Annotated in this window: 10 protein-coding genes and 1 pseudogene; 9 read left to right on the top strand and 2 right to left on the bottom strand. The window is 61.8% G+C overall.

Features of this window, described 5'->3' with window-relative positions; all coding sequences use genetic code 11:
* The first annotated feature begins 120 nt into the window (after positions 1-120).
* The 7 genes and pseudogenes from AC1RT4_RS14595 (at position 121) to AC1RT4_RS14625 (ending at position 8,696) form a co-directional block, all read left to right on the top strand.
* The gene (locus AC1RT4_RS14595) at positions 121-1,086 is read left to right on the top strand and encodes a FecR family protein (protein ID WP_493085892.1); all 966 of its coding nucleotides are present in this window, start codon (positions 121-123) and stop codon (positions 1,084-1,086) included.
* Positions 1,087-1,208: 122 nt separating this feature from the next.
* Positions 1,209-3,794: a TonB-dependent receptor gene (locus tag AC1RT4_RS14600; protein WP_493085894.1), complete on the top strand. Its 2,586-nt coding sequence runs from the start codon at positions 1,209-1,211 to the stop codon at positions 3,792-3,794.
* Between the two features lie 111 nt (positions 3,795-3,905).
* Positions 3,906-4,502: a biliverdin-producing heme oxygenase gene (locus tag AC1RT4_RS14605; RefSeq protein WP_493085896.1), complete on the top strand. Its 597-nt coding sequence runs from the start codon at positions 3,906-3,908 to the stop codon at positions 4,500-4,502.
* A gap of 91 nt (positions 4,503-4,593) precedes the next feature.
* A complete protein-coding gene (locus AC1RT4_RS14610; protein WP_085606588.1) occupies positions 4,594-4,989 on the top strand; it encodes a YbaN family protein in 396 nt (131 codons plus the stop codon).
* Between the two features lie 453 nt (positions 4,990-5,442).
* Positions 5,443-6,450: pseudogene (locus AC1RT4_RS14615) on the top strand (methyl-accepting chemotaxis protein); the annotation flags it as partial.
* Between the two features lie 102 nt (positions 6,451-6,552).
* Complete coding sequence (locus AC1RT4_RS14620; protein WP_371320921.1) at positions 6,553-7,308, top strand: methyl-accepting chemotaxis protein; 756 nt, start codon at positions 6,553-6,555, stop codon at positions 7,306-7,308.
* 38 nt (positions 7,309-7,346) lie between these two features.
* On the top strand, positions 7,347-8,696 hold the full coding sequence (locus AC1RT4_RS14625) for a CoA transferase (protein WP_493085898.1): 1,350 nt from the start codon (positions 7,347-7,349) through the stop codon (positions 8,694-8,696).
* 13 nt (positions 8,697-8,709) lie between these two features.
* Here the strand turns inward: AC1RT4_RS14625 and AC1RT4_RS14630 are convergent, their stop codons facing one another.
* Both AC1RT4_RS14630 and arcD (AC1RT4_RS14635) read right to left on the bottom strand, forming a co-directional pair.
* Entirely contained in the window at positions 8,710-9,561 is an 852-nt protein-coding gene (locus AC1RT4_RS14630; protein WP_493085900.1) for a DNA-3-methyladenine glycosylase family protein, read from the bottom strand.
* The gene (gene arcD / locus AC1RT4_RS14635; protein ID WP_493085902.1) at positions 9,558-10,985 is read right to left on the bottom strand and encodes an arginine-ornithine antiporter; all 1,428 of its coding nucleotides are present in this window, start codon (positions 10,983-10,985) and stop codon (positions 9,558-9,560) included. The genes AC1RT4_RS14630 and arcD (AC1RT4_RS14635) overlap by 4 nt, the downstream gene beginning before the upstream one ends.
* A gap of 450 nt (positions 10,986-11,435) precedes the next feature.
* On the opposite strand from arcD (AC1RT4_RS14635), the gene arcD (AC1RT4_RS14640) reads away from it, so the two are divergent.
* Positions 11,436-12,863, top strand: coding sequence for an arginine-ornithine antiporter (gene arcD, locus AC1RT4_RS14640; protein WP_085606595.1), 1,428 nt, complete (start codon positions 11,436-11,438; stop codon positions 12,861-12,863).
* Positions 12,864-12,897: 34 nt separating this feature from the next.
* Positions 12,898-14,154, top strand: coding sequence for an arginine deiminase (gene arcA, locus AC1RT4_RS14645; protein WP_179693985.1), 1,257 nt, complete (start codon positions 12,898-12,900; stop codon positions 14,152-14,154).
* Positions 14,155-14,173: the final 19 nt, after the last annotated feature.

Here is a 14,173-nt window from a genome sequence, read left to right on the forward strand (position 1 = left end):
GCAAGCCTTGTCCGTATTCGACAGGATCGACTGCACTGATCATCGGGCTTTGTTACCCTTGCCCGACTTTTACGCTTCACTAAAAAAACAGCCGTGCACAGACACTGCCGAGGAAACACCGTGACGGACATCCACCGCTCCCCTTCGCCTTCATCGGCGCAGGACGCCACAAGCGCAATGGACCAGGCTCTGGACTGGCTCATCGTGCTCGGCAGTCCGGACGAGGAGCAGACCCGGCAATTCCATGCCTGGCTGGCGGCCGATCCGTTGAATGCCGAGGCGTTCGCCAAGGCCCAGGCAATCTGGGACGGCCCGCAGATCGCCCAGTGCGCGCAGGATCTCGCAGCCAAACCGAAGAAAGTCACCGTCCTCACACGCCTGCGCCCGCACTGGAAACCGCTGGCCACCGCCGCCGTGCTGCTGCTCGGCCTGTTCAGTTTCAGCAACCTGCCGATGCGTCTGCAGGCCGATCACCTGACCGTGGTCGGCGAGCGTCAGCGCCTGCAGCTCGAGGACGGTTCGAAAGTCCTGCTCAACACCAATTCCGCGTTCTCCAGCACGATCAACGATCAACAGCGAGTCGCGCGGCTGTATCAGGGCGAAGCGTTTTTCGAGATTCCAGCCAGCCGCAGCCAGCCGCTGGAAATCGACGCCGGGCCGGTGAAAGCCAGCGTGCGCGACACCGCATTCGCCGTGCGTTATCTGGACGGCGTGGCGCAGGTACGGGTGCAGCGTGGCGATGTCGATCTACGCGCCACTCGCGACGATGCCCGTGTGCGTCTGTCCGCCGGGGAAAGCATCCGCATCGGCCCGAATGGTTTCGACCGTCCGGCCAAGGTCGACGCCGCTACCGATCTGGCGTGGGTGCAGGGTCGGCTGATCTTCGAGAACTGCCCGCTGAACCAGGTGCTAGCGGAACTGCGCCGCTATTATCCGGGCTTCATCATCAACACCAACGAACAGTTGGCCGACGTCGCCGTCACCGGCAATTACCGTCTCGACCAGCCGCTGGACGTGGTGCGTTCGCTCGCTCACATCACCTCGGCCAAGCTTCAGGAATTCCCCGCGCTGGTGATTCTGAACTAAATGAGAATTATTTTTACTCGATAGCCAAAGCTCGTTCGTCTCGTTATAGCCAATGCAATTGATTCGCATCTCGCGAGATCAATCAGCACCTATAAAGATTCGTGCGACACGGAGCGCTATCGATGTCCTCACGCCTTACCCGCCAGACTTCTTCCCCTTCCCGCGTGCTGTCGCTGCTGACCGCCGCCATCCTGATGGCCGGCACCGCGCCGCTGATGGCCGCCACCGAACAGCCAACGCGCAACATGGGCGACTACTCGTTCGCCATTGCCCAGCAGCCGCTGGTGTCGGCGCTCAACGCGTTCACCGCCGTCACCGGCTGGCAGGTCGGTTTGCCGGCGGAACTGGGTCAGGACGTGTCGTCGCCGGGAGTGCGCGGTTCGCTGCCACCGGAAAAAGCCCTGGAGCGCCTGTTGGTGGGGACCAACCTGAGCTTCCGCAAACTGAGCAACAACAACGTCGTGCTGGAAAAACGCGCCAGCAGCGGCGCGCTCAATCTTGATCAGGTGACCATCAGCGCTACCCGTCAGGAACAGTCGGTGAACAGCGTGCCCAGCACTGTCACCGTGCACACCCGCGAAGAACTCGACCGCAACAACGTCAACACCATCAAGGATCTGGTGCGCTACGAGCCGGGCGTGTCCGTCGGCGGCGCCGGCCAGCGTGGCGGGATCAGCGGCTACAACATTCGCGGCATCGACGGCGACCGCATCCTGACTCAGGTCGACGGCGTCGAAGTGCCGGACGGTTTCTTCAATGGCCCGTACGCCAAGACCCAGCGCAACTACGTCGATCCGGAAATCGTCAAACGCGTCGAAATCCTCCGTGGCCCGGCCTCGGTGCTGTACGGCAGCAACGCCATCGGCGGCGCGGTCAGCTACTACACCCTCGACCCGGACGACATCATCAAGCCCGGCAAAGACGTCGGCGCCCGCCTGAAAACCGGCTACAGCTCCGCCGACGAGAGCTGGCTGAAATCCGCCACCGTCGCCGGTCGCGCCGACCAGTTCGACGGTTTGCTGCACTACAGCCAGCGCGACGGTCATGAAACCGATTCCTACGGCAGCAACAACGGCACCGGCCTTGAGCGCACCGCCGCCAACCCGGAGGACGTGAAAGCCACCAACGTGCTGGCCAAGATCGGCTGGAACTACAACGAAGGTTCGCGCCTGGGCCTGACCTACGAAAAGTACAAGGATGATCGCGACACCGATCAGAAAAGCGCCTACGGCGGCCCGTACTTCAACGGTGCTCCGACGATCCCGAACAGCGTGCTGCCCGGCGGCATGTACCAGTGGCGTACCGGCAACGACACCATCACCCGCGAGCGTTTCGGCCTGGAGCACAGCTTCGAGCTCGACAGCCTGCTGGCGGACAACGTGAAATGGAGCCTCAACCACCAGACCGCCAAGACCGACCAGAGCACCGACGAGTTCTACTACCCGATGACCCGTAAAGTGCTGCGCACCCGCGACACGATCTACGAAGAGAAACAGTGGGTCTTCGACGCGCAACTGGACAAGGCCTTCAGCATCGGCGCCACCGATCACGTGCTGACTTACGGCACCACCATCAAGCAGCAGAAAGTCACCGGCTCGCGCAGCGGCGACGGCAAATGCCTGGCAGTCGGTCGCGGCTGCACGGCCATCGGCGCCACCAGCGCAGCCGACGTGCTGAAAAAATCCAGCGACTTCCCGGACCCGACCATCAACACCTACAGCCTGTTCGCCCAGGATCAGATCAGCTGGAACAACTGGACCTTCCTGCCGGGCCTGCGCTACGACTACACCCAGCTCAAGCCGCACATCACCCAGGAATTCCTCAATACCGTGGCCGCCGACGGCAACGGCACGGTCAGCGACGAGAACAAGACCTGGCATAAAGTCTCGCCGAAATTCGGCCTGACCTACGCCCTGACCGAAAACTACACCTGGTACGGTCAATACGCCGAAGGCTTCCGCACCCCGACCGCGAAAGCGCTGTACGGCCGCTTCGAAAACAGCACCACCGGCTACAACGTGGCGCCGAACCCGGACCTGGAACCGGAAAAGAGCAAAAGCTATGAAACCGGTCTGCGCGGCAACTTCGAGCAAGGCTCGTTCGACGTGGCGGTCTTCTATAACAAGTACCGCGACTTCATCAACGAAGACGCCGTCACCCCGGGCTACAGCGAGCTGACGTTCCAGACCAACAACATCAAGCACGCCACCATCAAGGGTGCCGAGGTCAAAGGTCGCCTGAATCTGGATTCCTTCGGCGCGCCGCAAGGCCTGTACACCCAGGGTTCGATTGCCTACGCCTACGGTCGCAACAACGACACCGGCGAGCCGTTGAACAGCGTCAATCCGCTGACCGGCGTATTCGGCCTCGGTTACGACCAGGACAACTACGGCGGCCTGCTGAGCTGGACCGTGGTCAAGAAGAAGGATCGCGTCGACGACAGCAACTTCAAGTCGCCAGACGGCGTCAGCAGCCAGTTCAAGTCGCCGGGCTTCGGCATCCTTGACCTGACCGGGTTCTATAAAGTCACCGACGACGTCACCGTCAGCGGCGGCATCTACAACCTGACCGACAAGAAGTACTGGCTGTGGGATGACGTGCGTGGTTACGACAGCGTCGGCGAAGCCGCGGTGCTGAGCCCGGCCAACCTCGATCGCCTGACCCAGCCGGGTCGCAACTTCGCGATCAACCTGGTCTGGGATATCTGATCCGGATGACCTCACGGCGCGCGTGCATTGCCGCGTCGTGAGGTTTTTTTACTGTCCGGCGCTTGCCCGTACGTCTCGTTATCAAGCGCCTCTTCTTTTCAAGGACATCTCATGAGCACCCCGGAAAAAGCCCTGCGTTCGCAACGCCTGAACCAGATCACCCACGAGCCGCACAGCAAGCTCGATGCACTGGTCAAGGCCCACGCGCCGTTCGAGACCCGCGCCAACTTCGCCCGTTTCGTGGTCGCGCAGTACCTGTTCCAGTCGGAGTTGGTGTCGCTGTACAACGATGCCGAACTGATCGCCATCGTCCCTGACCTGCCGGCCCGCTGCCGCGCCGAAGCGGCCAGGGCCGACCTCGCCGACCTCGACACCGAAGTGCCTGCGCCAGTCGCCGGCGCGGTGAAAAACCCGAGCAAGGCCCGCGCCCTTGGCTGGATTTTCGTCTCTGAAGGCTCCAAGCTCGGCGCCGCGTTCCTGATCAAACGCGCCGTAGCGCTGGACCTGAGCGAAACCTTCGGCGCCCGTCATCTGGGCGAGCCTGAAGGTGGTCGCGCCGAAGGCTGGAAGAGCTTCGTGCGCACCCTCGATTCGCTGCAATTCAGCGCTGAAGAGGAAGCCGAAGTGGAGCAAGGCGCGATCGATGCGTTCAACCGCTTCACCGTGCTGCTGGAACAGGCTTACTCGACTGAAGCCGAGCCGGCCTGATTGCTGAATCCCTGTGGAAGCCTGGCTTCCAAAGGGAACTGCATAAGCCTGTAAGATTCCCATCCCGCTTCATAAGCCTCTCGCTGAGCCCATGCCCCAACCCGCCTCCTCCCGACTCGCCCGCCTGCTGTTCGGCCTGCTCGCCTATGTCAGCCTCGGCATTGGCCTGATCGCTATCGTCGTGCCCGGCCTGCCGACCACCGAGTTCATCCTGCTCGCCGCCTGGGCCGCGACCCGCAGTTCGCCGCGCCTGAGCGCCTGGCTGGAAAACCATCGGCTGTTCGGGCCGATCCTGAGCAACTGGCGCAACGGCAAGATCATCGCCCGCAAGGCCAAGGTCAGTGCCACCGTCAGCATGCTGCTGTGCGCCACACTGATGCTGGTGATGCTCGATCACGGCTGGCCGATTTATCTGGCGATTGCAGGGATGACGATGGGCAACCTGTGGATCTGGTCACGACCGGAAGCGTTGCCGAAGATTTCCTGATTTTTCCCTTGTTTTCAGGGCTTTTACCCGCGCAAACGTTTAGCCATGACCGTTCGTCGGCATGACGCTCATGCGCCCTCGCCCCGCGCCGATGAGCATTGAATGGCGCTGAATGGATTTGGCGAACCGGGCACCTCCCTGCCCCGTAGCCAACAGTTCATTCATTCGCGAGAACGTCCCATGTTCGACTCTCTGTCCATTCGCCTGAAAATCGTCCTGCTGTCCGGCCTGTGCCTGCTCGGCGTGGTTGCGCTGATCGTCGGCATCAACATTTACCAGACCAACCAGAACGACGAACTGGTCAGCCAGTCGAGCAGCAAGATGCTCACCGCCAGCGTGCAGGATCTGCTGCAGGCCAAGGCTGCCGAGCAGGCGGTGCAAGTGCAGAAAACCTTCGGCGAAAGCCTGTTGGTGATCACCGCGCTGGCCGATCAGATCAAGGACATGCGCGTCATGGCCGCCAAGCGTTCGCTGGACGCCGGCGCCCTGCGTGAAGAGTTGAACCTGAGCCTGAAGACCGCGTTCGAGCGCAACAGCAAGGTGCTCGGCATCTGGCTGGCGTTCGAACCGAACGGGCTGGACGGCAAGGACAGCGAGTTCGTCAACGACGCCGCGCGCCAGTCCAACGAAGCCGGGCGCTTCGCCACTTACTGGAGCCGCGCCGCCGGTTCTGCGCTGAACACGATCATGGTCGAAGAGGACATGACCAAGACCACCCTCAGCCTCAGCGGCACGCCTTACAACAGTTGGTACACCTGCCCTCGCGACAACAAGCGTACCTGCCTGCTCGACCCGTACGCCGACACCGTGGGCAACAAGGAAATGCTCATGACCACCATTTCCGTGCCGCTGCTGGTGGACGGCAAGGCCATCGGCGTGGTCGGCATCGACATCGCACTCGATGCGCTGCAAGCGGCAGCCGTGGGCTCCCAGCGTGAACTGTTCAACGGTGCCGGGCACATGCTGATCGTCTCCGGCAGCGGCGTGCTCGGCGCCTACAGCACCGACGCGACCAAGGTCGGCAAAGGTATCGCCGAAACCCTCGGCGCCGAAGGCAAGGACATCCTGCAACTGCTAAGCGCCGGTACGCCGAAGATTCTGGAACAGGGCGACCTGATCCGCGCCGTGTACCCGGTCGATCCGATCGGCAATTCCCGGGCCTGGGGCGTGGTCATCGACCTGCCAAAACAAGTGCTGCTGGCCGACTCGGTCAAGCTGCAAGCGGTACTCGACGATGCGCAGGAAACCGGCACCATTACCGCACTCGCCGTTGCAGTGATCGCCGGCCTGATCGGCCTGGTGCTGATCTGGCTCACCGCCTCCGGCGTGACCCGTCCAATCAACAGTGTTGCCGAGATGCTGAAGAACATCGCCAGCGGTGAAGGCGATCTGACCCAGCGCCTGAACTACACCAAAAAGGATGAACTGGGCGAACTGGTGAACTGGTTCAACCGCTTCCTCGACAAGCTGCAACCGACCATCGCCCAGATCAAACAGAGCATCACCGAGGCCCGTGGCACCGCCGATCAGTCGTCGGAAATCGCCCGCCAGACCAGCGAAGGCATGCAGGTGCAGTTCCGCGAGATCGATCAGGTGGCCACCGCCTCCAACGAAATGAGCGCCACCGCCCACGACGTCGCCAACAGCGCCTCGAACGCTGCCAACGCGGCGAAAGGCGCCGACCAGTCGGCCAAGGACGGGATGTCGATCATCGAGCGCAGCACCCGCGACATCAATCAACTGGCGGACGAAGTCAGCAAAGCGGTGACCGAAGTCGAAGAGCTGGCGGTCAACAGCGAGCAGATCGGTTCGGTGCTGGAAGTGATCCGCAGCATCGCCGAACAGACCAACCTGCTGGCGCTGAACGCCGCGATCGAAGCGGCACGGGCCGGTGAAAGCGGTCGTGGTTTTGCGGTGGTGGCCGACGAAGTCCGTAACCTCGCCAAGCGCACCCAGGATTCGGTGGAAGAAATTCGCGTAGTCATCGAACGCATCCAGACCGGCACCCGTGGCGTGGTCGCGACCATGCACTCGAGCCAGACTCAGGCCCACAACAACGCCGGGCAGATCCGCCAGGCCGTGGACGCCCTCGGCAAGATCAGCGACGCGGTCACCGTGATCAGCGACATGAACCTGCAAATCGCCAGCGCCGCCGAACAGCAGAGCGCCGTCGCCGAAGAGGTCAACCGCAACGTCTCGGCGATCCGCACCGTCACCGAAACCCTGACCGAACAGGCCACCGAATCGGCGGCGATCAGCAGCCAGCTCAACGCCCTCGCCAGTCAGCAGATGAAATTGATGGATCAGTTCCGCGTCTGATTTGATCTATGATCAGGCCCTCTTCCGGAGGGCCTTCGATGACTGATCTGCTCACGTCCATTCAAGCCGCGCTCGGCTTGTCCCCCACGCCGATTCCGTTCACCGGCAAGGGCGCCCTGCCTTCGGCGTTTGCCGTCACACACCTTGCCTGCGCGAGCATTGCCGCTGCCGGGCAAGCCATCGCCGAACTCCTTCAGCAGCAAACCGGGGACTTAACCAGCGTAGAGGTCGACCGCCGCCTCGCCTCGTTCTGGTTCGCCACGTCGCTGCGACCGATCGGCTGGGAAGTGCCGCCGCTCTGGGATCCGGTGGCCGGCGACTACGCAACCCGAGACGGCTGGATCCGCCTGCACACCAACGCCCCGCATCACCGCGCCGCCGCTGAACGCGTGCTCGGCGTCTGTGCCGACCGCGCGGCGATGGCGGCGAAAGTCGCGCAATGGGCCAGTGCCGATCTGGAGCAAGCGGTAGTCGAGGCCAAGGGTTGTGCGGCTGAAATGCGCAGTTGGGAACAGTGGCAGAAACATCCCCAAGGCTTGGCGGTGAATGCCGAACCCTTGGTGCATTTCAGTGATGGAAAAGAAGAAAACCATCAACCCTGGCAAGGCACAGTGGCGCAACCATTGGCCGGGCTCAACGTGCTCGACCTGACCCGCGTACTGGCCGGCCCGACCGCCAGCCGCTTTCTCGCAGGGCTGGGCGCCAACGTACTGCGCATCGACCCACCGACCTGGAACGAACCCGGCGTGGTGCCGGAAGTGACCCTCGGCAAACGTTGTGCGCGACTGGATCTGCATGCGCCGGCAGATCGTTCGGTGTTCGAAAGCCTGCTCAAGGATGCCGACATTCTTCTGCACGGCTATCGCGCCGACGCCCTTGAACATCTCGGCTTCGGCGTCGAGCGCCGCCGGCAACTGGCGCCGGGGCTGATCGACGTTTGCCTCAATGCCTACGGCTGGAGCGGCCCGTGGCAGAACCGTCGGGGCTTCGACAGTCTGGTGCAGATGAGCAGCGGGATTGCCGAGGCAGGACAGCGCTGGAAGCAGGCGGACAAACCGACACCGCTGCCGGTGCAGGCGCTGGATCATGCAACTGGGTATCTGATGGCGGCGAGTGTGATTCGGTTGCTGGCTGAACGGTTACGCAGTGGTCGAGGTGGATCGGCGCGGTTGTCGCTGGCGCGGACGGCGAAGTTATTGGTTGAGCATGGGCCCGGGACGGACGAAGCGTTGCGTCCTGAAAATCCACAGGATCAAAGCTTGACGGTGGAGCAGACACCGTGGGGGCCGGCGCATCGGCTACAAGCGCCGCTTCGTATAGCAGGAACGCCGTTGCAGTGGACTTTGCCGGCGACCGAGTTGGGCTCACATCCAGCGCAATGGTTTTGAAGGCGTGCGGATATCAGTCCGCACGACTCAAAGACGCCCACAACACCTGCGCCGCATACCCCCGAAACGGCCGCCATGCCTCTGCCCGAACAGACAACTCCCGCGCCGTCATCCGTTCCCCCTCCAGCACCTCCAACGCCCGCAGCAATCCCACATCCCCGGTCGGAAACCCGTCCATGTCCCGCAACTGCCGCAGGGCAATGTACTGCGCCGTCCAGTCGCCAATCCCGTGCAGCGCCAGCAACCGCGCCGTCCCGGAGGCAAACAGCAGCGGATCGTCCAATGACGCCTGCGCCACCCCGGACAAGGTGCGCCCGCGACTTTTCGGCATGCCCAGCTCCGCCAGATCAGCGTTCGCCAAAACTGCCGCCTGAGGAAAGACATGAGTCAGGCCCGGCACCGCAGAACGCAAAGGCTCGCCATACTGCGCCACCAGTTTCCCCGCCAGCCGAATCGCCGCAACCACAGTGATCTGCTGCCCCAGCACCGCGCGAAACGCCAGTTCCAAACCATCCCACGCCCCCGGCACCCGCAACCCCGGGCGCTCGGCGATCAGCCGCGCCAGCAGCGGATCCGCCGTCAGGTTCCGCTGCATGGTCGGCAGATCCGCATCCAGATCAAACATCCGTCGCAAGCGCGCAACAATCTCGGGAACCGCCGACGGATCCGGAAAATCCAGCTCCACCTCCAGCGCATCACCGTCACCGGGCCAGACCGAAACCGTACCGTGAAGCCCGTTCAACCCGATGCTGCGCGAATACACGCCATCGACCACCGTCTCCATCCCCGTCACAGCCCGGGCCGCGAGAAACCCGAGCATCGCCGGCCAGTCGCAGGATCCGCGATAGTCGAGCCGCAATCTCACAGGGACAACACGCCGCTGTACAACCCGTAGGCCGCAAGCCCGGCCCCGGCGATGACGCAAGTGAAAATCCCCTTCTCGAGTGTGGTGAACAGCGGCTCGCCCTGCTCATGCTTGGCCTTGGCGAACAGGATCACCCCCGGCGCATACAGCAGCGCCGACAACAGCAGGTATTTCACCCCGCCGGCATACAACAGCCACACCGCGTAACACAGCGCGATGCCGCCGATCAGCAGATCCTTGGTGCGTTCGGTGGAGGCATGTTCATAGGTTTCACCCCGTCCGCTGAGCAACACCGCATAGGCCGCCGACCACAGATACGGCACCAGAATCATCGACGAGGCGAGGTAAATCAGACTGGTATAAGTGCCAGCGGAAAACAGCGTGATCAACAGGAAAATCTGGATCATCACGTTGGTCAGCCACAACGCGTTGACCGGCACATGGTTGGCGTTTTCCTTTTTCAGGAACGCCGGCATCGTGTTGTCCTTGGCGGTGGCGAACAGGATCTCCGCGCACAACAGCGCCCACGACAGCAACGCACCGAGCAACGAAATGGCCAGGCCCACACTGATCAACAACGCGCCCCATGGCCCGACAATGTGTTCCAGCACCGCTGCCAGCGACGGGTTCTGCAAGGTCGCCAGTTCCGGCTGACTCATGATCCCCAGCGACAACACGTTGACCAGCACCAACAGCGCCAGCACACCGATAAAACCGATCACCGTGGCCCGTCCGACATCCGAGCGCTTCTCCGCCCGCGCCGAGTAAACGCTGGCGCCTTCGATACCGATGAACACGAACACCGTGACCAGCATCATGTTGCGCACCTGATCCATCACACCGCCGAAATTCGGGTTGCTGCGGCCCCAGATATCCCGGGTAAACACGTCAGCCTTGAAGGCCACGGCGGCAATGACCACGAACATGATCAGCGGAATGATCTTGGCCACGGTGGTCAACTGATTGATCAACGCGGCTTCCTTGATCCCGCGCATCACCAGAAAATGCACGGCCCACAGCAGGACCGAAGCGCAGCCAATGGCAATCGGCGTATTGCCCTGGCCGAACACCGGAAAGAAGTAGCCGAGAGTGCTGAACAGCAACACGAAATACCCGACGTTGCCCAGCCAGGCGCTGATCCAGTAACCCCACGCCGAAGAGAACCCCATGTAGTCGCCAAACCCCGCCTTGGCGTAGGCATACACGCCGGAGTCCAGTTCCGGTTTGCGGTTGGCCAGGGTCTGGAACACGAAGGCCAGGGTGAGCATGCCGATCGCCGTGATCCCCCAACCGATCAGGATGGCCCCGGCATCGGCCCGGGCCGCCATGTTCTGCGGCAGGGAAAAAATCCCCCCGCCAATCATCGAACCCACCACCAGGGCGATCAGTGCGCCAAGGCGCAGCTTTTGCGTCGGTTGCGACATTCCAGCGTCTCCAAGTTCCAGAGCGGCGAATGCCGCGAAACCGTTATGCAACCGGCTTTTAACTAAATGGATAAAGCGTAATGACGTTTATTGAATAACGCCAACTTGCGCCTTTTATATATAGCCATTGGCGCTAACGCCCTAGCACGCTCAGACAGTTTTGTGCGCGAATCCTAATAAATCAATTCTGTACTGAAAACAGCGGTGAAAAATTTGCCAAAACCTGAAAAGGAACTAGCGTGATAATTCGAAAGTAATAGGATCCATTCTTAACCACTTCGGACAAAAGGCCTCTAGGACGGGCCTTCCAGACAATAGCTTTATGCCTCCAGACGTTTCATAAGTCATTCATTAACAATGGAATGTGACTATGCACTGATCTAAGTCAGCTGTTTGAAAAGCCAACAGAACTACGCTGTGAACTCTTCTCTCCTGCAATGGAGTCATGCAATGTCTGAAGCTCCCGGAAAACTACGACTAGGTGCACTGGTTGCACTGGTAGTCGGCTCAATGATCGGTGGCGGGATATTCTCTTTGCCACAAAACATGGCCGCCAGTGCCGATGTCGGCGCGGTACTGATTGGCTGGGCCATCACCGCAGTCGGCATGCTCACCCTCGCTTTCGTCTTTCAAACCCTCGCCAATCGCAAGCCTGACCTGGACGGCGGTGTCTACGCCTACGCCAAGGCCGGATTCGGCGATTACATGGGTTTCTCCTCGGCCTGGGGTTACTGGATCAGTGCCTGGCTGGGCAACGTCGGTTACTTCGTTCTGCTGTTCAGCACCCTCGGTTACTTCTTCCCGGTTTTTGGGGAGGGCAACACCGTTGCTGCCGTGATCGGCGCCTCTGTCCTGCTGTGGGGCGTGCACTTCCTGGTGCTGCGCGGGATCAAGGAAGCGGCGTTCATCAACCTCGTGACCACTGTCGCCAAGGTCGTGCCGCTGCTGCTGTTCGTGCTGATCGCAGTCTTCGCCTTCAAACTGGACATCTTCACCGCCGACATCTGGGGCGTGAAAAACCCGGATCTGGGCAGCGTGATGAACCAGGTGCGCAACATGATGCTGGTCACCGTGTGGGTGTTCATCGGCATCGAAGGCGCGAGCATCTTCTCGGCCCGGGCGGAAAAACGTTCGGACGTCGGCAAGGCGACCGTGATCGGTTTCATCACCGTGCTGCTGTTCCTCGTGCTGGTGAACGTGCTGTCGCTGGGCATCATGACTCAGCCGGAACTGGCCAAACTGCAGAACCCGTCGATGGCCGCCGTGCTGGAACACGTGGTCGGTCACTGGGGCGCGGTGCTGATCAGCGTCGGTCTGATCATCTCGCTGCTGGGGGCGTTGCTGTCGTGGGTGCTGCTGTGTGCGGAGATCATGTTCGCCGCCGCCAAGGATCACACCATGCCGGAGTTCCTGCGTAAGGAGAACGCCAACCACGTGCCGGTCAACGCCCTGTGGCTGACCAATGCAATGGTTCAGCTGTTCCTGATCATCACCCTGTTCTCGGCCAGCACTTACCTGTCGCTGATCTACCTCGCCACTTCGATGATTCTGGTGCCGTACCTGTGGTCGGCGGCCTACGCCCTGCTGCTGGCGGTGCGCGGCGAAAGCTACGAAGGCTTCGCGGCCGAACGGCGCAAGGACCTGATCATCGGCGCCATCGCCCTGATCTACGCGGTGTGGCTGCTCTACGCCGGTGGCGTGAAGTACCTGCTGCTCTCGGCCCTGCTCTATGCGCCCGGCGCGATCCTGTTCGCCAAGGCCAAGCTCGAACTCAAACAACCGGTTTTCACCAACGTCGAGAAGCTGATTTTCGCCGCAGTGGTCGTGGGCGCCCTGGTGGCAGCCTACGGACTGTATGACGGCTTCCTGACTCTGTAATTGCCCAACGTTTTCACTCTGGAGGATCACTGAAATGACCACGGAAAAAGCTAAGTACGGCGTCCATTCCGAAGCCGGCAAACTGCGCAAAGTCATGGTTTGCTCCCCAGGTCTGGCCCATCAGCGGCTGACCCCGAACAACTGCGATGAACTGCTGTTCGACGACGTGCTGTGGGTCGCCCAGGCCAAGCGCGACCACTTCGACTTCGTGACCAAGATGCGTGAGCGCGGGATCGAAGTGCTGGAAATGCACAACCTGCTGACCGACATCGTCGCCATCCCCGAAGCGCTGGACTGGATCCTCGAGCGCAAGGTCACCGCCGACTCGGTGGGCCTGGGCCTGATCAACGAAGTCAAATCCTGGCTGAAAAGCCTCGAGCCACGGCACATCGCCGAGTTCCTGATCGGTGGCGTGTCCGCCGATGACCTGCCGGACAGCTTTGGTGGCAAGACCATCCAGATGTTCCGCGACTTCCTCGGCCACTCCAGCTTCATTCTGCCGCCGCTGCCGAACACCCAGTTCACCCGCGACACTACCTGCTGGATCTACGGTGGCGTGACGCTGAACCCGATGTACTGGCCGGCGCGTCGTCAGGAAACCCTGCTGGCCACCGCCATCTACAAATTCCATCCGCAATTCACCAACGCCGATTTCGAGATCTGGTACGGCGACCCGGACAAGGATCACGGCAGCTCGACCCTCGAAGGCGGCGACGTCATGCCAATCGGCAATGGCGTAGTGCTGATCGGTATGGGCGAGCGCTCGTCGCGTCAGGCCATCGGCCAACTGGCGCTGAACCTGTTCAAGAACAAGGCCGTGGAAAAAGTCATCGTCGCCGGCCTGCCGAAGTCTCGCGCTGCGATGCACCTGGACACCGTGTTCAGCTTCTGCGACCGCGACCTCGTCACGATCTTCCCGGAAGTGGTCAACCAGATCGTCGCCTTCACCCTGCGCCCTGACGAAAGCAAACAGGGCGGCATCGACATCCGTCGCGAAGAAGGCACTTTCCTCGACGTCGTGGCCAAAGCCCTCAACCTGCCGAAACTGCGCGTCGTCGAAACCGGCGGCAACAGCTTCGCCGCCGAACGCGAGCAATGGGATGACGGCAACAACGTGGTGGCCGTGGAGCCGGGCGTGGTCATCGGCTACGACCGCAACACCTACACCAACACCCTGCTGCGCAAGGCCGGGGTCGAGGTCATCACCATCAGCGCCGGCGAACTGGGCCGTGGCCGTGGCGGCGGCCACTGCATGACCTGCCCGATCGTGCGCGACCCAATCGACTACTAAACGACCATCTCCCCGGCCG

The sequence above is a fragment of the Pseudomonas sp. GW821-FHT11D10 genome (genome assembly GCF_058808435.1).

Excerpts from the sequence above, each read along its gene's own strand:
- arcD (WP_493085902.1), bottom strand. The coding sequence starts at position 10,985 with ATGTCGCAACCGACGCAAAAGCTGCGCCTTGGCGCACTGATCGCCCTG.
- AC1RT4_RS14600 (WP_493085894.1), top strand. The coding sequence starts at position 1,209 with ATGTCCTCACGCCTTACCCGCCAGACTTCTTCCCCTTCCCGCGTGCTG.
- arcA (WP_179693985.1), top strand. The coding sequence starts at position 12,898 with ATGACCACGGAAAAAGCTAAGTACGGCGTCCATTCCGAAGCCGGCAAA.
- AC1RT4_RS14625 (WP_493085898.1), top strand. The coding sequence starts at position 7,347 with ATGACTGATCTGCTCACGTCCATTCAAGCCGCGCTCGGCTTGTCCCCC.
- AC1RT4_RS14605 (WP_493085896.1), top strand. The coding sequence starts at position 3,906 with ATGAGCACCCCGGAAAAAGCCCTGCGTTCGCAACGCCTGAACCAGATC.
- AC1RT4_RS14620 (WP_371320921.1), top strand. The coding sequence starts at position 6,553 with ATGCAGGTGCAGTTCCGCGAGATCGATCAGGTGGCCACCGCCTCCAAC.
- AC1RT4_RS14610 (WP_085606588.1), top strand. The coding sequence starts at position 4,594 with ATGCCCCAACCCGCCTCCTCCCGACTCGCCCGCCTGCTGTTCGGCCTG.
- arcD (WP_085606595.1), top strand. The coding sequence starts at position 11,436 with ATGTCTGAAGCTCCCGGAAAACTACGACTAGGTGCACTGGTTGCACTG.